Genomic DNA, 21,604 nt, shown 5'->3' on the forward strand with positions numbered 1-21,604 from the left:
CTATGCATCAACTATAAAAATTATCTATTTATATTTGCGCATCACTAAAGTGGCATTAGTGCCACCGAAGCCAAAGCTATTACTCATAATAGTATTAAGCTCCGCCTCACGATATTCAGTCACAATCGGCATGCCTTTAGCTTTTTCATCGACGTTATCGATATTGATGCTCGGCGCAATAAAGCCGCTTTCCATCATGATAAGACTATAGATCGCTTCATGAACACCAGCTGCACCCAGAGCATGCCCCGTCAGTGACTTAGTAGAAGCTATCGGTGGAAGCTTATCACCAAAGGTTTCGGCTAATGCTTCTAGTTCACGCATGTCACCTACTGGTGTCGACGTACCATGGGTATTGATATAATCGATAGGGGTATCGACATCGGCAAGCGCCATTTGCATACAACGCACTGCACCTTCGCCTGATGGCGCAACCATGTCATAACCATCTGATGATGCGCCGTAACCCACCACTTCGGCATAAATTTTTGCACCGCGCGCTAGTGCATGCTCAAGTTCTTCAACGACCACGATTCCGCCACCGCCAGAGATAACAAAACCATCACGGTCAGCATCATAGGTACGAGAGGCTTTTTCCGGGCAATCGTTATACTTAGTCGATAGCGCGCCCATGGCGTCAAAGCCCATGGTCAAAGTCCAATCAACCTCTTCTGCACCACCAGCAAACACCATATCTTGTTTGCCCATCTGAATAAGCTCAACCGCATGACCAATACAGTGCGCACTGGTAGCACAGGCAGAACTAATCGAATAGTTCATGCCTTTAATTTTGAATGGAGTAGCAAGACAAGCGCTAGCCGTGCTCGACATAATACGTGGCACAATGTAAGGACCAACGCGCTTAACGCCTTTTTCACGCAGGGTATCGGCAGCTTGTACCTGGTGGCCGATGATGCGCCGCCCGTACCTGCGATAATACCAACGCGATGATGTGAGTATTGCTCTTCTGTTAGCCCTGCATCATTAATCGCTTGCTCCATGGCAATGTACGCATAAGCTGCGGCATCGCCCATAAAACGTAATGCTTTACGATCGATATGTTCTTTAGGGTCTAACTTAATGTCGCCCCAAACATGGCTACGAAGCTTCATTTCTTCAAACTGATCTGAGTGGGTGATCCCACTACGACCTGCTTTAAGTGACTCGGTGACTTCTTGCTTGTTATTACCAATACTTGAAACTATGCCAAGTCCGGTGATCACGACTCTTTTCATTATTTACTGTCCATTCCGTACGTTTAGTACCAATTTTGCTGGGCCAATAGTAGCGCTTTTAACGCAATTAAGTGGTCAGCTTTCCATAAAGGCAGGTAAAATAATGCCTAATATCATCGTCAGAGTAAAATCATTGGCTAACGAACCTGAAAATAAAACCCCAATTTGTGTAAACAAAAGTGTCATTGATTCTATTTTGGCACACCTTTATCCTGCAGCACACCGACCTATGATGTTGGGTATCATAGGTCCTGGCCTTGAATCTGTCATCAAACAGTTGCTCAGCCATATCGGCCATTCACCTCAACAAAGCCCATTAAGACTGCACTACTTTGTTGCACAGGCGAGTGATTTAAGCTCCCTTGCACAGCAATGCCAACCATTTGATGCCATTGTACAGCAGCTTGATGACATCAGCATGTCGGCAGTGGCTGGCTGTCATCGGGTTATTGGCTTCAATGGTGCCTTATCGATAGATGTGCACATAGACCAAACCGTACAAGCATTAAAACAACTCGCTACTGCTGAGCAAACCTTTGGTGCGTGGATGTTCAGCAAAGCTCAAGCCTCTCAATTAGATCACCCGCTAGCATGGCAGCTCGCGAGATTATCCGATGATGACGCAAGCGTAATACTGGCGGCTTACCCCAATGAATCACTCAGTACCTCGGTGCAGCAACAGCTGAGTAACGTCACCCAGCTTTGCGGCTTTCGTTTATTACAGTGGCCGTTAGAACCGCTCAGTGAAATGACGCTCCTTAGCCATCCCGATCCGGTCAGTCTGGATATTGCTAAAAAAGAGCGCGCCGCATTACGTTACCAGCAGCAACAAACCTTTGCCTATAATCCGCTAAAAAGTGCCACAGACGGTAATACCGCCATTATCGGCGGCGGCGTGGCCAGTGGCTGCTTGGCCTTATCACTTGCCGAGCGCGGCCAGGCACTGACGCTATTTTGCATGGATAACGCCCCAGGCCAACAGGCCTCTGGCAATAAACAAGGGGCAATCTATCCGCTATTGACACCAGAAGATGGGCCATTGAGCCAATTTTTTCTGCAAGGATACCTGTTTAGTCGCCAGCGGATTAATGCCCTCGTTAAGCAAGGATACAAGATTAATCATGATTTTTGCGGTGTCTTGCAAACAGGCCATGATGATCGCAGTGCCAAGCGCTTGCATAAAATCATCACCGCCAGAGCCTGGGCTGATACCATAGCTAAGCCTCTTACTGGCGCCCAAGCCAGTGCTATCGCAGGGATAGAGATAGGCATAGACGCTATCTATTACCCCTTGGGTGGCTGGGTTAACCCACAGCAACTAACCACCGCTGCCATAGAAAAAGCCACCACACTGAGTGATGTGACGTGCCACTTTAATACCCAAGTGACCGCCATTGAGCGGCGTGATAATCAGTGGTACATCAATGCACAAGTGGGTCATAAGCAACAAGCGTTTGGGCCATTTGCCAACCTGGTTCTGGCCAATGGGCGCCACTTAACCGGTTTTTCGCAAACCGCACAACTTCCGATCAGCGGCTTTAGGGGACAAGTTAGCCATATTCCATCACGTTTTGCGCTTAAAAAGCTCACTACGGTACTGTGCTCTCACGGCTACCTAACGCCAGCCCATGACGAACTGCATTGCACTGGGGCTAGCTATATTAAAGATCCCGATAACCTTGATTACAGTGTGACCGAACAGCTGGATAACTTAGATAAAATACGCACCAGCTACCAAACTGACTGGACTAAAGATGTCGATATTAGCGGCCATAGCGCCCGCGTAGGAGTGCGTATGGTGACCCGAGATCACGCCCCTATGATGGGCTGCGCGCCAGATTATGATGCCATCATCGACGCCTACCAAACCCAGCAACACACTAAATCGAGCGCGCAGTATTGGCAACATACCCAGGCACCGATCCACGATGGACTCTTTATATTAGGAGGACTGGGCTCGCGCGGTCTGACCTCGGGCCCGTTAGCGGCAGAGTTGCTGGCAGCGCAAATGTGCGGCGAATTGATCCCAACCACGACACCCATTCTAGGCTTGTTGAATCCCAACCGGATGTGGATGAGAAAATTGATTAAAGGCAAAGCACTGATGTGACATCAGGTTACTTATATAAGCTATAAGCAAGCAAATATGTAAGTAAGCAAGAACGATGATTGCTGAAGCTGCGGATATTATTGAAAGATATGTGTGACGGATATTAACGGTAATTGATTACGTAAGGCTAAATAAGCTTGCTATGCAACATGGCTACAATAAAACAGATAGGGCCTAAGTTAACAATTAAGGTGAACGATTAAGCGTGTGCTAAAAGTTAAATCACCTGAACGCTGCCCTATGACTAACGTTTAACGTTGGTCATAGGGCAAAGATTGAGTATGAGCTTAGCTTATAACGTGGCGTTGGTTTTCACTTTGACGCGATTATTGGTATCGCGACTTTGACGGATCAACTCATCGCTGCCAGTGGGCTCACCTTTAGCTAACCTGTCGTATAACAGCACATTGACTGACGATGCTAAGTTCATGCACCCCACAGTGGGCATATAAACCACCGCATTGGCGCGATCAATCAGATACTGATCAATCGTGCCATCTTCGGGGCCAAACAGATAAATGGCTTTATTAGGGTGCATAAATTCAGGCAGCGGAATAGCCCCTTCGACTAAATCAACGCAGATCACTTGCGTATCGACATCAAGCCCCTCCAGTAGACATTCGACACCCGTTAAGGGGATCGTTAGTCCCGCACCTTTGGTATCGGTATTGTATTGCTCACCACGATGCTTGGCTGCGAGTGCATAACGTTTACCCGTATAAGTGACGGCATCGGCGCGGTAACAGCCTGCGGCGCGCATAACGCCACCCACATTAGTGGGGCTTTTGGGATTAACTAACCCTATCGTCACAAACGAATCGCATGGCATGATCACTGGGCTTCCAAGCTGGCAATTTTTGCGCTTAATTCATCCCAAGCGCCTTGCACTAATAAAAAGTCGGCCGGCGCGAGCTCCGTTTTAGCGGTTTCCAAACAAACCTGCATCTTGTCATCTAGTGCTTGATGGTCTTGCTCTGCTTGAACTTCTAACTGCGACAACACCACGGCAAAGTGGCCTTGCAAATAACCACTGGCAAACAGTTGATCGTCATCGCCCTGCGCTACTTTTGTTGCAATCCATTGATCTAATGCTTGTTCGTACTGCTCTAACATGGTTTCTCCAATCAATTAACAGTGTATTGCCGCTTAACTTATCTTGAGACAAGATCAGGGTTGGCCACCTGATACATGACATAATCGCGGTATCCCGTGACGACTTTATAATAGCCGCACAATTCGGCGTCGAGTTCTGGGTCGCCACTATCCACAATTAAGGGGCGTCCTTCAAGTGCTTTTAGTTTAGTTTTTGTGGCTAAGATAATAATATTGTCTTTACCAACGGCGCGGATAAGCCGACTCGACAACTGTTGGTTGCCTCGGCCTAAAATATGGCCTTGTCCACCAATAAGGGTGATCACCAATTTACATTGCCTATCTTGAGTCAATTCAAGCAGCTCGTTGGCGGTTAAATCGCTACCAACCAACTGACGGTGCGCGATCACATCGACCCCAAGCAGCGTATTCGCTAAGCCCAGCTCTTGCATAACCGCAGCCACAGTGCTGCCAGAGCCCATGATAAAAAGCTCATCTTCCATCTGATCTATCACTTGGGCAGCAATATCACTAAGCACTAACTCATCAACCTCTCTACCGCCCATTTTTACGGCTTGAATATAGCGTGGCTCGGCTGGAACCAACATCTCACCAAAGCGGCGCGCCTTTACCGTCCCCTGCCGAAAAGCCACTTCGTCGATATCCATCACATCACCCGTCATTAAGCTGACCAACTCGCCATCTAATAGCAACTTGATCACCATGCCAGAAGCGTGGGGGGTAATACCATAAACGCCCGAGTGTATTTTGACCCCTGCTGGTACGCCCAGCACTGGCAAGGTCTCATCAACCACGGCAAAGATATCCCGAGCGGTACCATCGCCACCCGCAAACAACAGCAGATCTATCCCATAGGCTTGTATGGCTCTGACCGCATCTTGGGTATCTCGCGCCTCTGTCTCTACTGCGCTGTGATATGCCACTTGATGGTTAAAGCCCAATTTAAGCGCGACCTCTTCGCCCATAGTGCCAGAGGCGGTGATCAGCTCCACTTTATCTCGATAAGGTAAAATAACCTCTAATGCTTGAGCCATACGCAAATGCGCCTTAGGCTCAGCGCCGCGAGCCATCGCCTCAGCCGCCACGCCATCACTGCCCTTTAAGGCAACACTGCCCCCAAGTCCAGCCAGAGGGTTAATGATAACCCCCAAGCGAAATGTGTTACTCATCCAACGGTTCTCCCTGTTTTATACTTTGCACTAATTTGATTGGCTTTCACCTTAGGCGTTCGCGGTCTTCGGGTTACTCGAATTAAGACTAGGAATACATAATACCGCTAACATAGATACACCAGCGCACGCGGCGGCAACCGCCCAACTAAGCCACGCTTGCGAACCATCACCCCAAATAAAACCACATAGCCAGGTGCCCAACGCGCCGCCCACTCCAAAGCTTAGGCTGGCATACAGCGCTTGGCCCTTACTGCGGTGACGAATATCAAATTTTTGGTGCACAAACTGAATCGACGCCGCGTGCACTAAACCAAAGGTAAAGGCATGCAAAAGTTGGCTCACGCCAAGCCAGAACATATTGCCAACACAAAAAGCCATTAATAACCAACGCACAGCACTAAAGCCAATACTGACCACCAATAATGTCTTCACCCCGTAACGCCCCATGAGTCGCGGCGCAAACATAAACATCACAATTTCAGCCAGCACTCCCAGCGCAACATACACGCCAGCGGTGGATTCGCTATAACCAACTTGCTTGAGATACAGCACAAAAAAGCCATAAAAAGGCCCGGCGCTCATTTGCAGTAACAGTGCCGACACCAAAAACCAAAAAATTCCCTTATCGATTTTAAGCGGTTCAACTGAAGTCAGTTTGTCCACCATCACTCGAGTGTTAGGCAGTGACAATGAACAGCCCAGCAGACATAAAAACAAACCCAACCCGACAAAAGGAAGAATTTCGGTGCCAAAATAGCTGATACCAAAGCCAACGCTGACCACAAACACCAGATAACCGACACTGCCAAAACTGCGGATTTTACCGTATTTACTGGTGTTTTCGCCCAAGGTTTCTAGCGTGATCACTTCTAACTGCGCCAAAATAGCATTCCAGAAGAAGGTGTAAATACTGAGACTAATAGCAAGGTAGACAAAACCACCGTGATAGAAAAAGCTTAAAAACGCCACCGCGGAGCAGCCCGCGCCGAGCTTAACCAGTTGACCGCGCATGCCGGTTTTATCGGCAACCATGGCCCATACATTGGGGGCGATAATTCGGGTGGCCATTAAAATCGCCAATAAGAAGCCAATTTCTTGCGCCTCAAAGCCGCGATGCTCGAAAAATACGCCAAGATAAGGGACTAGCACCCCGAGAATAGCGAAGAAGAAAAAATAACAAGCGCTGATCCAGCGCAAGGAGTGAAAAGTATCTGCTTGTTGCATGTGTAAGGCTCAATCAACTCATTAATTATCTGATGTACAACAAAAGAAGGCACATACTATGTGCCCTCTTTTACGTCACTGATTGAGATTATCTCATCCCAATAACCGGGGTTTCGCTGTGTACATCGGCATTTTGTGCACGGTGACGTAACAGGTGATCCATAAGTACAATGGCCAACATCGCTTCGGCAATGGGCACGGCGCGGATCCCGACGCAAGGGTCGTGTCGCCCTTTGGTCACCACCTCAGACTCTTCACCTTGTACCGTCATGCTCTCGCCCGGCACACTGATGCTGGATGTGGGTTTCATGGCTATATGGGCCACTATCGGCTGACCCGAGGAGATCCCTCCCAAGATGCCGCCGGCATGGTTAGATGCAAAACCTTGAGGTGACATTAAGTCACGATGCTCAGAGCCTTTTTGATTAACCACCTCAAATCCATCGCCAATCTCGACGCCTTTTACCGCGTTGATCCCCATTAATGCATGGGCAATGTCGGCATCGAGTCGATCAAATACCGGTTCACCCAGACCAACGGGAACATTGGTTGCGACGACTGAAACTTTAGCGCCAATCGAATCACCGCTCTTTTTCAAATCACGCATGTAATCATCAAGGGCGACTAACTTATCGGCATCAGGAAAGAAAAACGCATTTTGCTCGACCTGAGCTAAATCGACTTTGTCAGCCACAATCGGTCCTAACGCGCTGAGATAACCGTGAATGTCGATACCATGCACTTGCTTTAAATACTTTTTAGCCACAGCGCCAGCAGCAACACGCATGGCCGTTTCACGAGCCGATGAACGTCCCCCACCGCGGTAATCCCGCAGGCCATATTTTTGCTGATAGGTATAATCAGCATGTCCTGGACGAAACTGATCTTTAATGTTGGAGTAATCTTGACTGCGTTGATCGGTATTTTGAATCACTAAACCAATCGAGGTCCCTGTGGTTTTCCCTTCAAACACCCCCGAGAGAATTTGCACTTCGTCGGCTTCACGTCGTGCAGTGGTATAGCGAGATGTTCCCGGGCGGCGACGGTCAAGATCGTGTTGCATATCGGCTTCATTCAGCGTCAATCCCGGAGGGCATCCGTCAATAATACACCCCAATGCCTTACCATGGCTTTCACCAAATGTAGTCACTACAAAATTTTGACCAATACTGTTTCCCGACATCTGCTTTATTCACCTCAATGTTATTAGACGTTTTCAAGCCTAGCCTAATGGTTAATTACCCAATAGGCTGGCTTATCCCTAAACCCACAAATGGCTATTATTCACTATCTTTGTAGATGGCGAACAGTGATTCATTTTCAACTAGCTGATCATGAGTCAAAACAAATACCCCATCACCGCCGTTTTCAAAGTTCACCCAAGTAAACGGGACTTCGGGGAATTGCTCGATAAGGTGCACCATAGAATTACCTACTTCAACCACTAACAGGCCATCTTCAGTGAGGTAGTCTAAGGCATTGGCTAGAATGCGCTTGGTTAAATCTAGACCATCGCGCCCCGACGCTAACCCTAGCTCTGGCTCATGATGGTATTCATCTGGCATATCACCAATATCTTCAGCATCGACATAAGGCGGATTAGAAACAATCAGATCGTATTGCGGCCCTTTAGGGATAGCACTAAAGAGATCCGACTCGATCGGAAACACCCTGTCCATCACACCTAAGGTTTCAATGTTAATCTGTGCCACTTCTAGTGCATCGGCGCTGATATCAAGTGCATCGACCTCGGCGTCTTCAAACTCATAAGCACAGGCGATGGCAATACAAGCACTGCCGGTACATAGGTCAAGAATACGGTTAACTGGTTTGTTATAAAGCCAAGGGCTAAAGCGATTAGCTATCATTTCGGCAATTGGAGAACGCGGCACTAATACCCGCTCATCGACATAAAACTCAAGCCCTGCGAAATGAGCTTTATTGGTCAGGTAAGGAACAGGTAAACGTTCACGTACACGACGTATGATCAGCTCAACAATTTTATGTTTTTCGCTGCTGGTCAAATTAGAATGGATGACCTGTTGGCCTATCTCTTCAGGAAGGTGCAGTGCATGAAACACTAATGCAATGGCTTCATCCCATGCGTTGTCGGTTCCGTGACCATAATAGATGTTAGCATCATTAAAACGGCTCACAGACCAACGTAACATGTCACCTATGGTGCGTAATTCGGTTACCGCTTCATCAACAAAAATCTTATCCAAAACATACTCCAGCTAGATAGTTCGACCTCATTGTAACTGAACTCTATTCATATGGCATCGGATTCAATAAAATAGCCCCATGAATAAAGAAAAAGATGAAGGTCAGGCGCTATTTTCGGCCCTGACCCAAGGCATAACGCCGCTTAAACAAGATAAGCGTCATTTTTCGACGCCACAAAAAACCAAGCGGGAAGTGGAAGCCAAAACCACAGAACTGCATGCCGACAGCTATTTTTCAGATACTTACCAACCATACTTGCCCACCGAAGGTGCAATGCGGTGGGCGCGTGATGATGTCGACAGCTTTGAAGTCAAACGGCTACGCCGCGGTGATTATCAACCCGAACTGTTATTAGACCTCCATGGCATGCGCCAATCTGAGGCCAAATTAGAACTCGCTGCCCTGCTGCAAGCTTGCATAAAACAACATTGCCCATGCTGCTGCGTTATGCATGGACATGGCACTGGGGTATTAAAACAAAATATCCCCATGTGGCTGGCACAGCATCCACATGTAAAGGCATTCCATAAAGCCCCTAAAGAGTGGGGCGGCGATGCCGCACTACTGGTGTTAGTCGATGTTGGCGAGCGTCATGAATGGGATTAGCTCAGCAAAAAGGACGCTTCAAGCGTCCTTTTTAATACATATCGCTGATGAATCCTAACTCGCCATTTTTAACGTCACTAACTCACAGTGTGAGGCGTGTTTTGCCAGGAGAGCGATGCCCTTTCACCGTGCTTGTCTATTAAGGTGATCCCTGAGGTGGCAAATAACGGTGGCTCGATACCGGGCACTAACTCACTGACCATATAACCAAGCAAAGGCATGTGAGCAATCACTAGCACATTATCGGCCTTATACAACTCACCATAAGCCAAAACAGTCTCGACCGCGCGCAGTGGATCGGCTGATGGGGTTAAATCATCTAGTACTTGCCAATGCCTTGGTTCAGGAAAGTGCTTACTCACTTCTTGCCAAGTTTGCTGAGCGCGCAAATAGGGGCTAACCAAGACTAAATCAACATCTGTGACACGCCGGGCTAACCAATTACTCATTAATTCGGTTTGGTGGCGCCCAGCATCGGTCAATACCCGTTCCCGATCGGAATGTGCATTGTACCCAGCGTCCCCATGACGCATCAAAAAAAGCTGCATACTACTTCTCGCTACAATATATTTTTTATTCTTCTCGGCAATTGTAGCGTTAAAGTCAACCGTAACACACCTAAAGTCTGTTAATAATTAGTCGAATAGGCAATAAGGTATTTGCCAAAGTTGTTTTTCGAGACCACTATGTAGGCTTACTGTTTTATTTACCCTTTTGCGAGCAACCTCTTTTTAGCGTGTTGCCATATTAAGGTTGGAGCCGCTCAATTGCCAACGTCAACTTGTATCACTCAAAGCCCCAACGATCATCGCCAGTATCGCTATGTGCAACTTAGCAATCGATTAAGGGTACTTTTAGTTGAAGATTGGCAAACCAACCAAGGTGCCGCCTCTATGGCGGTGAATGTGGGCCACTTTGATGATCCTAGTGCACGTCCGGGTATGGCACACTTTTTAGAACACATGCTCTTTCTTGGCACCGAAAAATACCCAGATTCGGGCGAGTATCATGCTTTTATTAACCAGCATGGTGGCAGTAACAATGCATGGACAGGAACCGAGCAAACCAACTTCTTTTATTCAATCGATGCCGACGCTTTTGAAGAGTCACTCGACCGCTTTAGCCAGTTTTTTATCGCGCCTTGCTTTAATCTCGACTTGGTTGACCGTGAGCGACACGCTATTGAATCTGAATTTAGCCTAAAACTGAAAGACGATATTCGCCGTGTGTATCAAGTGCAAAAAGAAACGGTAAATCCAGCTCATCCATTTAGTAAATTTTCCGTGGGTAATTTACAAACCTTATCAGGCAGCCAACAAACATTACGTGACGAATTAGTGGCATTTTATCAGCAGCACTACAGCGCAAATTTAATGACCCTTTGCTTAGTCGCGCCCTTACCTATTGATACATTAGCCCAATTAGCTAAGTGTTACTTTTCATCCATTGTTAATCATGATTTGCATAAACACTATCCTGAAACACCGCTCTATCAAGCATCACAATTAGGCCAACAGATAAACATAGTGCCACTTAAGGAGCAGCGCCGAGTCGCGATTACTTTTGCGCTGCCCGCCATTGACTGCTTTTATAAAAGCAAACCCCTTACGTTTATCAGCCATTTATTGGGTTACGAGGGTAAAGGCAGCTTACTCAGTTATTTAAAAAGTCAGGATTTGGCAGCAAACCTCTCGGTCGGCGGCGGTGTTAGTGGCTATAACTTTAAAGATTACAACATCAGTATTCAGTTAACCGATAAGGGGCTGGCGCAACTCGATGATGTCATTCAAGCGACATTTGAATACTTAACCCTCATCAAACATAGTGGCTTAGCCTCGTGGCGCTACCAAGAACGGGCTAATCTCTTAACCCTGGCGTTTAAGTACCAAGAACAGATAAAAGCACTCGACTTAGCGAGTCATCTCAGTATTAACATGCACCATTATGATGTGGAAGATATCGTTTATGGTGATTACCGCATGGATGGGCTCAACATCGCAGAAACCCAAGCCCTACTGGCATTAATGACACCCGATAACCTGCGCATTCAGCTGATCTCGCCAGAACTAGACACAGACAGGCAAGCGGCGTGGTATCACTCCCCCTATCAAATCAAACCCATTGATAAAGCCCGTTTAACGCCATGGTACAACCCCACGATCAGGCAGGAGCTTAGCCTTCCTGAAGTCAATCCTTTTATTATTGCCGACTCAGTCGCCAGAGATGAAAAAAGCGCACACAGTGTGCCTGTGATTGTCTGCCAAGAAAATGGCTATCGAATTTGGCATCGAAAAGACGATGAATTTAATGTCCCCAAAGGACATATCTACCTATCCCTAGACTCACAACAAGCGACCGCCACTCCCCGTCATGCTGCGCTGACACGCTTATATGTTGAAATGCTGTTGGATTATTTAACAGAATACACTTACCCTGCCGAAGTGGCGGGGCTAAGCTATCATATTTACCCCCACCAGGGCGGTATAACACTGCATCTAACCGGATTTACCGGCAAACAAGAGGCGCTGCTAGCCTTATTAATCAGCAAAGCCAGAGAGCGCAATTTTACCCAAGAACGCTTCAAGCAAATTAAGAAGCAAGTATTACGCAGCTGGTACAATCAAAGCCGTGCCAAACCTATCTCGCAATTATTTACCAGCTTAACGGTTACACTCCAACGATGCAGCTATGAACCACTTCGCATGGCTGAAGAGTTAGAAAAACTCACCTTAGGTGATCTGCATGAGCATATCAGTCGCTTCTACGAGAAAATGCATTTAGAAGGATTAGTCTATGGTGATTGGTTAACGAAAGAAGCTAAAGCCCTAGGTAAACGACTCGACCATATTTTGTCACTCGTCTCATCCCCTAGCGGCGAGTCTGAGCGCGAACTGATTAACCTTGAAAATGTCGGTACCCTCATCAGAGAGGTCCCTGTCGCTCATCAAGATAGTAGTATCATCGTTTACTATCAATCGACACAAGCATCGACGTTAAACATGGCACTATTTAGCTTGCTAAACCACACGATGTCATCAACCTTCTTTCATGAACTGCGTACTAAACGTCAATTGGGTTACATGGTCGGTACCGGCTACTTACCACTAAATCGCTACCCTGGCATGATTTTCTATATTCAATCACCAACAACAGGGCCGCTGCAACTGCTGGAAGCCATTGATGAGTTTATCGCTGATTTTAATTATGCGGTGATGCAGATAACAAATACCCAGTGGGAACTCACCAAACAAGGCTTAATTAGTCAAATAATGGAACACGATCCCAACTTAAAAACCCGTGGCCAACGTTACTGGTCCAGTATCGGTAATAAAGATTATCAATTTAATCAACGTGAGCTCGTCGTCGAGCAATTAAAACAACTGACTCGTGCTGACTTAATCAAATTTATGATGCAAACAATGCGCACCAAACATTGTGATCGCCTTGTACTGTTTACCACGGGCGAGCAACATCGAAATCAGGAACCACTCAACTCCGACAATATGATCACGGACCTGCGCTCATTTAAACAGCAAGCACCCAAATTTAGTTATTAAAACTAGCCAACACATCGAGGTTAATCGTTATCTTAGGCTGCCAACATTCTGATCAAATCGATAAGATACACGCAACTTACTTCCGAATCTCCACTTCTAACAAAAGGCGTAAGCAAGTCTATGATAAAACCAGTTATTACAGTCGACCAGATGTGTTGAAACATCAATGCTCCCACTAATAATCCATTCATCCACCTCTGACTTTACACAATAAAAGAATGCATCAGATGCGTATTGAGCCCATCCAATGACACAGGACTGTCAAAGTCAAATAAAAACAACAATGATTAACATACAAAAAACTCAGTGTTCTTTTGACAAATCATTCACTTTCTGGAAAAGTAGGTTATCTACATGCTGCCTAAGCACTACTGGCTAATAATCAAACTAATAATTATGCCTAATTCTTTGAAAAAATTGATACTAATTCTTTTTTTAACGCTCTCTTTTTCTGGTTTATCCCTCGCCAGCGAGACGATCAATCCCACTATTTTACTCAAAAGTAAAACTTACTCAGTTCAAGACGGCTTATCACAAAGTACTGTTACTTCTGTCGCAGAAGATAGATTAGGGTATGTTTGGATTGGCACCATAAATGGTTTAAACCGTTTTGATGGAAAGGATTTCAAAAATTACTATAAAAGCGTTAAAACTGGATTACCTAGCTCTTTTATCCGAAGTTTAGAATATACAAATAGTGGAATATTATTAGTTGGCACTGATAGTGGATTAGTTAGTTACAACCCTAACTTAGACCGATTTGAAGAAATTAAAATCAAACCATTACAAGGCCCAATCTGGAGTATAAAAAGTGAATTAGAAAGTATTTATATAAGCACAGAAAAACAATTGATAAAAATCCCTATGGGAAAAATCAATAATTTAAAAACAACAGATATAACACAAACTTATGACGTAGGTGAAGTAAAACAAGTCATCGATTTAAACGATACCATTTTAATAAGAAACTTTCAAAAAGAACTTTACATATTAGACAAGGAAAGCAAAAAAAAAGAACTTATTGCATCTAATGTAAACGACATAGCTAAAAATAACAAAAGTATAATATTTTTAAAAAATGAGGGTGCGTTTAAATTAGAAAACAGGAAACCATTAAAAATAACAGACAGAAAGTTTGAAAAAGCTATTATCAATAATGGTGTACTTTACGGGTTAGATGGCAACACATTATTTCCAATAGAGACATCTGATTTGACTAAAAAAGTGAAAGAAATTGAAGGGTCATTTACAAAATCATTTGTTTTATCCACCGAAATCTCTATTTACATTGGGGTTATTAACCAAGGGATTATTATAATTAATAATTCTGAAAACATAATAACCACCATAGAACCATCATATAATAACATCTGGCACTTTAGTCATTCTGACGAAAGTATATTAACCTCATCAGATAACACTGAAGTGGTATTATATGACTCTCAACTTAAATCAAACCATAAATATGATACCTCAATATATGGTTATAAAAACTCAATTTTAGAAGGAGACAAACTACTTATAGCAAGCTCTGAAGGGTTAACATTTATAAATATAAAAAACAACCAAAAAGTGAAAATTTCAGATGCAAACATTACATTCATGAATAAATTAGAAGGTCTAATGTATGCTGGCACTTATAATGGCGACATTTTAAAAGTCAATGAGGATTTTTCAACTATACAAATTAAAACACATCTTGAGCTACCTATCCTTGGATTGTCGAAGTTACAGGATGACATATACATAGCAACTGAAAATGGAACTTATCGATATAACACTGTAAAAAAACAGACAACAAAAATATTCAATCAACTTACTTACAGCCTAGCCATATTTAATCAGAACCTATTAATAGGTTCTACAAACTCAATAGCCCTTTATAACACAAAAACAAAATCAACGACTGAGATATTTAAAAACAACAAAGCCATATATTCAATAATACCAAATAAAAATTATATCATTGCATCATCTTTGGGCGAAGTGATTTATATACGTGATGGGAAAAGCTATATACTATCAACTAAAAATGGAAGTCAACATGAATATAACACCCCTGGAGGAATAATATTAAATGATAGTGAGATATTACTCGGTGGTATTGATGGCATAAGCTATATAAATATCGAAAAAATTAATAATTTCCTCAATGAGGATATTAATCTAACAACAAACATAGACCAACTCCTGATATTCAACAACCAGGTCCCCATAGATAATAATGTTCTTTCCCAAGCAATGTCTTTTACGAAAAACTTAAAAATGACATACTCTGACTATCCTTTTACATTCAAATTTAACAGCCCTAACTCCAAAGGCAGATTAACAGAACACTTTTATCAAATGGATGGGCTTTCTGATGATTGGATAGCTTCTAAAAAAACCGACTCAGCTACCTACACAAACCTTTCACCAGGGAACTATATATTCAAAGTTTACGCAAAAGATCTACTAACCAACAGAACTGGACCGATTCAGGAAGTAAACTTAACGATAACCCCTCCTTGGTGGCTATCGCTTCAAGCTAAGTTAGTTTATTTATCTTTATTTTTAATCATTAGTAGCATTATCGCCAAAGTGATACTGAAAAAACGCGAAATACAACGCCAAATCGCTAAATCAGAAGAACGCTTAAAGTTATCACTCTGGGGAAGTGGCGATGAGATGTGGGACTGGGATATTGAAACAGGACAAATTTATCGCTCTAATATTTGGGGTTCATTAGAGTTCCCTCGCGATGGCCAGCGTTCAGGTGAACAAGGCCAAGAAAGCAATATCCACCCCATGGATCAGGAACGAGTGAATACAGCATTAAACAAACACTTTTACGGTGAAACCGATCATTTTGAAGCGGCATACCGTGTCAAAGGTAAAGATGAACAATGGGTGTGGATTTTAGATAGAGCAAAGATAGTTGAGCGAGATGAAGATGATAAAGCCCTGCGGATGACAGGCACCATCAAAAATATCAGTAACTTCAAACAGGCTGAAGAGCAATTAAGGTTATTTGAACGTGCTATCGAAAATATCTCTGAAGGGATGTTCATTTTAGACAATGAATTTAAGTTTGTTGAGGTTAACGAGGCCTGTTGTGACTTATGTGAAACAAGCCGTAATGATTTTATCGGTTCAACATTTAAATTCGATCTATATCCAGAAAGTTACTCTCAACAGATCCGCTCTATATTGCAACAACAAGGCAGCTGGAGTAATGAAGTAGAATCACCAAAAGGAGATGGTAGTAGCTTCTTAATGGAGCTCACTGTCGATGCTATTTACGATGAGCAAGGGGTACTCTCCCACTATGTCGGTGTATTTTCAGATATTTCACGTCGTAAACAACAAGAAGAAGAACTAAGAAAACTTACCAACAATGATTTATTAACCAATCTTCCTAATCGATCTAGTTTAATGGTGACTTTGGGAAATCTAGTCAAAAAAGATACACATCATACGTTAATGATCCTCGATCTGGATAATTTCAAAAAAATCAATGATTCATTAGGACACCAAGTAGGCGATGAACTCCTAATTCAAGTAGCACAAAGAATTGAAGCCAATGTGCCACGCCATACTAGTATCTACCGATTAGGGGGAGATGAATTCGCTATCCTCGTCGATAATAATCCTGATATAGGGTCAAGTGCAGTTATTGCAAATAATGTAGTCGATGCGTTTTTAAATCCTTTTGAGCTTGCTAGGGACAGAGTCGTCGTTGGGGTGAGTATTGGTATAGTGCTCTACCCTGAAGATGATCAAAATGAACAAGCGCTGCTGCGAAAAGCCGATATCGCCATGTATCATGCTAAATCGGCTGGCGGTAATCGTTACCAATTTTATTCTGAATCACTCAACCGCAATGCTATTCGCCAGTTGGAAGTTGAAAACCTGATCAGACAAGGGCTAAAAGAGGATCTGTTTGAAGTTTACTATCAACCTAAAGTCGATCTCAAATCGGGTAAAATGGCGGGAATGGAAGCACTCGTTCGTCTAAACCATCCAACTCTGGGGTTAATTCCTCCTAATGAATTTATACCATTAGCTGAAGAGAATGGACTTATCGTCGAAATTGGTGAAGTGGTTATGCGAAAAGCTTGCTTCGCAGCGCAGAACTGGCGCAACCAAGGCCTGTTTAATGGACGTGTTGCCGTCAATTTATCGTCACTACAATTTGCACTTCCTGATTTACAGCAGCGCATAGAGTCAATTTTACGACTCACTCAACTGCCGGCAAGTAATCTAGAACTTGAAATTACCGAAGGCACTGTCATTAAACATCCGGAAAAAGCCATTAAGGTCATGATGCAACTGTCCAAAATGGGGGTGAGCCTAGCGTTAGATGACTTTGGTACCGGCTATTCATCACTGTCTTACCTCAAACGCTTCCCTATAAATACATTAAAAATCGATAAAGCATTTGTCGATGATATCGATAAATCGGATAGAGACTTAAAGATGGTAGACTCAATCATTACCATCGCCCACAACATGGGCTTATCAGTCGTTGGCGAAGGAGTTGAGGACGCATCACAACTAAGTATTTTAAAAGCGCTTAAGTGTGAGGAAATTCAAGGGTTTATATTCAGCAAGGCGGTTACTGAACATGACTTTAGTGAACTTTTAAAGCGAGAGAACTTGCAAGCCCAGTCAATCGATAACATTAAAAAAGCATAGGAGCATTTATAGCTTCAGTTATCGCTAAAGCTGTACCTTAACCCTAAATTACAGCACATAAAATCAACTAAAAAACAACCAAAGGTGCATTAATTGGCAATAAATTAAAAACATGGCATAACACCTGCAATACTTCTTTCAGACGTCAACTATTTGTTGGCAATAATAAAATTATAAACTCTGAGAGAATGAACACTATGATTACTTCAATTGTTACTGCCATCGCCCTTGCTCTTTCTGTAAATGCAACTGATAACAATTCATTTACAAATATTGACACTAACATCTCAAAAAATTCGATAGAGCTAGCAGGCTCTTTTAAGCCGATTGAAGTAGCTGGCTCACCACACATTCGTTTTAAGCCGACTGAAGTCGCTGGCTCACCACACATTCGTTTTAAGCCTCTTGAAACCGCTGGCTCACCACACATTCGTTTTAAGCCTCTTGAAACCGCTGGCTCACCACACATTCGTTTTAAGCCTCTTGAAACCGCTGGCTCACCACACATTCGTTTTAAGCCTCTTGAAACCGCTGGCTCACCACACATTCGTTTTAAGCCTGTTGAAACCGCTGGCTCACCACACATTCGTTTTAAGCCTGTTGAAACCGCTGGCTCACCACACATTCGTTTTAAGCCTCTTGAAACCGCTGGCTCACCACACATTCGTTTTAAGCCTCTTGAAACCGCTGGCTCACCACACATTCGTTTTAAGCCTCTTGAAACCGCTGGCTCACCACACATTCGTTTTAAGCCTCTTGAAACCGCTGGCTCACCACACATTCGTTTTAAGCCTCTTGAAACCGCTGGCATTCCTAACATTCGCTTCATCAACTCTGCAACGGCTTAAGTTTAAAGGAGAATCATTATGTTGAAATCAATAAAGAAAGCTCTTGGACTTAATTGCAAACCCGAACGTAAAAAAGTAAAACTACCAGCAGGTCTGGATCGTTTAGAAGTGATCCCAGCTAAGGGATGGTGGAATTAATTATTATCCTCAGGCAAGGGTTTACCAAGCACAATCACGAAAAAAGGAGCATAAATGCTCCTTTTTTCGTGATTGTAGTAATAACCTAGTGACTAAAGCCCTAAGCATTACAGGCGGATAATTGCAGCACCTTTACCTTGAGCACGTTTGATAGCTAAACGCTTATGAGTTGCTAACAAGGGGTAGCCAACGGGACCAATAAGCAAACCTAATAAGGCCCAGCGTTTAACCCCAAGCCCTGCGCGAAACGCCATATTTCCCATGACCACACTGCTTAATGTGAGAATACTACCTACCAATACAATCACTTAAAACCTCAACTGTTAACTTATTGACCCGTAACGGCTAATCACTTGTGTCATCACACATGTTGTCCTGTTTGTACCAACGACTTTGCCAAACACTTTTACAAGCAGGCATGATAACGAAACCAAAGTGACAAGTGAACAAAAAACAGGCAGTAATTTTCCTTCAGCCAAAAAAAACGCGGCATCATGTTGCCGCGTTGTTAATTAAAATATCATCATTTTAAATTAAGGCTTTTAGGATCACTGCTGCATTTTAAGCAGAATTCATTTATTGATGAAATTGTGCACCTGAGGTCGCCATGTCCACCAGTGTATCGCATGGTTTAAATCGTTCACCATGGACATTGGCATAACGGTTTAATTGCTCTACTAATTTGTCTGCCCCTAATGTATCGATATAGCGGAAAGGGCCACCTAAAAACGGCGGGAAACCTATCCCAAATATCGCACCGATATCACCATCACGTGCAGAGGCAATAATCCCCTCTTCTAAGCAGCGCACCGCTTCATTAAGCATCTGCACTACGCAGCGCTGTGCCAATTCAGGGGCATCAGTACTCGCAGATGGGGTTAACCCCAACAGAGTATATACCGTCTCATCGACCTGTTTCTTTTTCGATTTAGAGCCGTATTGATAGAAACCTTTGCCATTTTTACGACCCTTACGATCGTCAGCGAGTAACTTATCAAAGGCTGCAGGCGCCTTAAAACGCTCGCCAAGTTCTTTCTCTAAAATAGGCGAAATCTTAGCCCCAACATCAATGCCGACTTCATCGAGTAACGTCATTGGCCCAACCGGAAAACCAAACTTGACTAAGGCTTTATCTAGATGATCAACGCTTTGCCCTTCCAACAATAAGTTTGCAGCTTCATTCATGTACAAGGCTAAAATACGGTTGACATAAAAACCAGCGCCGTCTTGCACGACAATTGGTGTCTTGCCTTGCTTACGCGCAAAGGCCACTGTGGTCGCAATCGTTTGCGCCGAGGTTTTTTCATGGGCAATCACCTCGACAAGAGGCATCTTTTCGACTGGCGAGAAATAGTGTAAACCAATCACATTTTCAGGACGCTCTGCCGCCTCTGCAATTTGCGAGATAGGCAATGACGAGGTATTTGAGGCAAAAATGGTCTCTTCGCCACATTCACGCTCAATATCTTTAACCATCTGATGTTTTAAGGCTAAATCTTCAAATACCGCTTCAACAACGATATCTGCATCTTTAACGCCTGTATACTCAGTGGTCGTAGTCATCAGAGACATGATATTATCACGCACGGCCGGCGTCATATGACGGCGCTTAACCCCTTTATCCAGTAGCTTGTAGGCATAGGATAATGCGTTGCTTAATCCGGTTTCATTGATATCTTTGACCCGCACCGGAATTTTAGCTTTAGTCGTGGTCACAGACGCAATACCACCACCCATTAAGCCGCCGCCCAAAATCACCGCTTTATGAACGGGTTTAGGTTGCACGTCACCTGCACCCGACTCTTTTTTCATCTCTGTGGTGGCAAAGAAAATACTTCTTAACGCTGCCGACTCGGCCGACACCACTAAGTCACCAAAATGACTCGCTTCGACATCAAGGCCTACAACCATGCTTTTGGTCATGCCTTGACGTACGCAATCGATAATTTTAGCTGGCGCAGGATAGTTACCCTGAGTCTTTTTGTTAACTTGCTTTAACGCTTGATCGAACACAATATTGCGCCCAACAGGCGTGCCTTCTAGCAGACGATTGACCAGCGACACTTTACGTTTAGGCGCTATTTTTTTGCCTGCTAACGCCATCTCTATGGCCGTTTGCAACAAAATCGATTCAGGTACCACATCGTTAACTAAGCCCATTTTCAAGGCTTGTTTAGGGCGAACTTGCTTCCCCGTCAACATCATATCCAGCGCGGTAGTGATCCCCACCAAACGCGGTAAACGCTGGGTACCGCCGCCGCCGGGTAATAAGCCTAACTGTACTTCAGGCAGTCCCATCATGGTTTTATTACTGTCACTGCACACTCGCTGATGACAGGCCAATGCCAACTCTAATCCACCACCTAAGCAGGCACCATGAATGGCGGCAACCACGGGAATATTTAGCGACTCTAGAGCCTGAAACACCTCATGACCCTGTTTAGACAGCTGTCTTGCATCTTCGGCGGTTTGACACGCAGCCAACATAGAAATATCTGCACCAGCCACAAATGAATCTTTTTTACCCGATACCAAGACGATGCCACGGATCTGTGAGTCCGCTTTTATCTCGGCCAACATTTCACAGATCTCTGGGCCAAATTCGGCGCGCAGGGTATTCATTGTTTCACCAGGCACATCCATTGTCAGAACGGCAATGCCATTTTCAAGGCGATTTAAACTAAAACTCTTTTCCATG

Annotated in this window: 14 protein-coding genes and 1 pseudogene; 5 read left to right on the forward strand and 10 right to left on the reverse strand. The window is 44.2% G+C overall.

Annotation, left to right across the window (positions count from 1 at the left end; all coding sequences use genetic code 11):
- Positions 1 to 24: 24 nt before the first annotated feature.
- Positions 25 to 1,235 (reverse strand): annotated as a pseudogene (gene fabB, locus AC5YBZ_RS10655) (beta-ketoacyl-ACP synthase I).
- A gap of 103 nt (positions 1,236 to 1,338) precedes the next feature.
- On the opposite strand from fabB, the gene mnmC1 reads away from it, so the two are divergent.
- Positions 1,339 to 3,345, forward strand: a complete 2,007-nt coding sequence (mnmC1, locus tag AC5YBZ_RS10660) for an FAD-dependent 5-carboxymethylaminomethyl-2-thiouridine(34) oxidoreductase MnmC1 (protein ID WP_494523655.1) — start codon at positions 1,339 to 1,341, stop codon at positions 3,343 to 3,345.
- A gap of 292 nt (positions 3,346 to 3,637) precedes the next feature.
- On the opposite strand, the gene AC5YBZ_RS10665 is transcribed toward mnmC1, so the two are convergent.
- The 6 genes from AC5YBZ_RS10665 to prmB form a co-directional block, all read right to left on the reverse strand.
- Entirely contained in the window at positions 3,638 to 4,174 is a 537-nt protein-coding gene (locus tag AC5YBZ_RS10665; protein ID WP_494524812.1) for a TrmH family RNA methyltransferase, read from the reverse strand.
- A 2-nt stretch (positions 4,175 to 4,176) separates the two neighbouring features.
- Positions 4,177 to 4,458 carry a YfcL family protein gene (locus AC5YBZ_RS10670; RefSeq protein WP_475514233.1) on the reverse strand — a complete coding sequence of 94 codons (282 nt, stop codon included), beginning with the start codon at positions 4,456 to 4,458 and terminating at the stop codon, positions 4,177 to 4,179.
- 38 nt (positions 4,459 to 4,496) lie between these two features.
- A complete protein-coding gene (locus tag AC5YBZ_RS10675; protein ID WP_494523656.1) occupies positions 4,497 to 5,627 on the reverse strand; it encodes an ATP-NAD kinase family protein in 1,131 nt (376 codons plus the stop codon).
- A 51-nt stretch (positions 5,628 to 5,678) separates the two neighbouring features.
- On the reverse strand, positions 5,679 to 6,854 hold the full coding sequence (locus tag AC5YBZ_RS10680; protein ID WP_494523657.1) for an MFS transporter: 1,176 nt from the start codon (positions 6,852 to 6,854) through the stop codon (positions 5,679 to 5,681).
- A gap of 88 nt (positions 6,855 to 6,942) precedes the next feature.
- The gene (gene aroC, locus AC5YBZ_RS10685) at positions 6,943 to 8,037 is read right to left on the reverse strand and encodes a chorismate synthase (protein WP_475514236.1); all 1,095 of its coding nucleotides are present in this window, start codon (positions 8,035 to 8,037) and stop codon (positions 6,943 to 6,945) included.
- Positions 8,038 to 8,134: 97 nt separating this feature from the next.
- Positions 8,135 to 9,079, reverse strand: coding sequence for a 50S ribosomal protein L3 N(5)-glutamine methyltransferase (gene prmB, locus AC5YBZ_RS10690; protein ID WP_494542888.1), 945 nt, complete (start codon positions 9,077 to 9,079; stop codon positions 8,135 to 8,137).
- Positions 9,080 to 9,158: 79 nt separating this feature from the next.
- On the opposite strand from prmB, the gene smrB reads away from it, so the two are divergent.
- Positions 9,159 to 9,686, forward strand: a complete 528-nt coding sequence (smrB, locus tag AC5YBZ_RS10695) for an endonuclease SmrB (RefSeq protein ID WP_494523658.1) — start codon at positions 9,159 to 9,161, stop codon at positions 9,684 to 9,686.
- 77 nt (positions 9,687 to 9,763) lie between these two features.
- Here smrB and sixA read toward each other — a convergent pair whose 3' ends face one another.
- On the reverse strand, positions 9,764 to 10,234 hold the full coding sequence (sixA, locus tag AC5YBZ_RS10700) for a phosphohistidine phosphatase SixA (RefSeq protein ID WP_494521469.1): 471 nt from the start codon (positions 10,232 to 10,234) through the stop codon (positions 9,764 to 9,766).
- Between the two features lie 219 nt (positions 10,235 to 10,453).
- Here sixA and AC5YBZ_RS10705 point away from each other — a divergent pair, with 219 nt between their 5' ends.
- The 3 genes from AC5YBZ_RS10705 to AC5YBZ_RS10715 all read left to right on the forward strand — a co-directional run bounded on the left by AC5YBZ_RS10705 (position 10,454) and on the right by AC5YBZ_RS10715 (position 18,768).
- Positions 10,454 to 13,243, forward strand: a complete 2,790-nt coding sequence (locus tag AC5YBZ_RS10705; protein ID WP_494542889.1) for an insulinase family protein — start codon at positions 10,454 to 10,456, stop codon at positions 13,241 to 13,243.
- 354 nt (positions 13,244 to 13,597) lie between these two features.
- Entirely contained in the window at positions 13,598 to 17,920 is a 4,323-nt protein-coding gene (locus AC5YBZ_RS10710; protein ID WP_494542890.1) for an EAL domain-containing protein, read from the forward strand.
- Between the two features lie 197 nt (positions 17,921 to 18,117).
- Entirely contained in the window at positions 18,118 to 18,768 is a 651-nt protein-coding gene (locus tag AC5YBZ_RS10715) for a hypothetical protein (protein ID WP_494542891.1), read from the forward strand.
- A gap of 245 nt (positions 18,769 to 19,013) precedes the next feature.
- Here AC5YBZ_RS10715 and AC5YBZ_RS10720 read toward each other — a convergent pair whose 3' ends face one another.
- Together AC5YBZ_RS10720 and fadJ are read right to left on the reverse strand one after the other, a co-directional pair.
- Positions 19,014 to 19,214 (reverse strand): hypothetical protein, encoded by a 201-nt coding sequence (locus tag AC5YBZ_RS10720; RefSeq protein WP_475514241.1) that lies wholly within the window; start codon positions 19,212 to 19,214, stop codon positions 19,014 to 19,016.
- A 268-nt stretch (positions 19,215 to 19,482) separates the two neighbouring features.
- Complete coding sequence (gene fadJ / locus AC5YBZ_RS10725; RefSeq protein WP_494542892.1) at positions 19,483 to 21,603, reverse strand: fatty acid oxidation complex subunit alpha FadJ; 2,121 nt, start codon at positions 21,601 to 21,603, stop codon at positions 19,483 to 19,485.
- Position 21,604: the final 1 nt, after the last annotated feature.

Source organism: Shewanella sp. 553 (genome assembly GCF_059338375.1).

Excerpts from the sequence above, each read along its gene's own strand:
- mnmC1 (WP_494523655.1), top strand. The coding sequence starts at position 1,339 with ATGCCTAATATCATCGTCAGAGTAAAATCATTGGCTAACGAACCTGAA.
- aroC (WP_475514236.1), bottom strand. The coding sequence starts at position 8,037 with ATGTCGGGAAACAGTATTGGTCAAAATTTTGTAGTGACTACATTTGGT.
- AC5YBZ_RS10715 (WP_494542891.1), top strand. The coding sequence starts at position 18,118 with ATGATTACTTCAATTGTTACTGCCATCGCCCTTGCTCTTTCTGTAAAT.
- AC5YBZ_RS10680 (WP_494523657.1), bottom strand. The coding sequence starts at position 6,854 with ATGCAACAAGCAGATACTTTTCACTCCTTGCGCTGGATCAGCGCTTGT.
- AC5YBZ_RS10665 (WP_494524812.1), bottom strand. The coding sequence starts at position 4,174 with ATGCCATGCGATTCGTTTGTGACGATAGGGTTAGTTAATCCCAAAAGC.
- AC5YBZ_RS10710 (WP_494542890.1), top strand. The coding sequence starts at position 13,598 with ATGCTGCCTAAGCACTACTGGCTAATAATCAAACTAATAATTATGCCT.
- AC5YBZ_RS10670 (WP_475514233.1), bottom strand. The coding sequence starts at position 4,458 with ATGTTAGAGCAGTACGAACAAGCATTAGATCAATGGATTGCAACAAAA.
- AC5YBZ_RS10675 (WP_494523656.1), bottom strand. The coding sequence starts at position 5,627 with ATGAGTAACACATTTCGCTTGGGGGTTATCATTAACCCTCTGGCTGGA.
- sixA (WP_494521469.1), bottom strand. The coding sequence starts at position 10,234 with ATGCAGCTTTTTTTGATGCGTCATGGGGACGCTGGGTACAATGCACAT.
- fadJ (WP_494542892.1), bottom strand. The coding sequence starts at position 21,603 with ATGGAAAAGAGTTTTAGTTTAAATCGCCTTGAAAATGGCATTGCCGTT.
- smrB (WP_494523658.1), top strand. The coding sequence starts at position 9,159 with ATGAATAAAGAAAAAGATGAAGGTCAGGCGCTATTTTCGGCCCTGACC.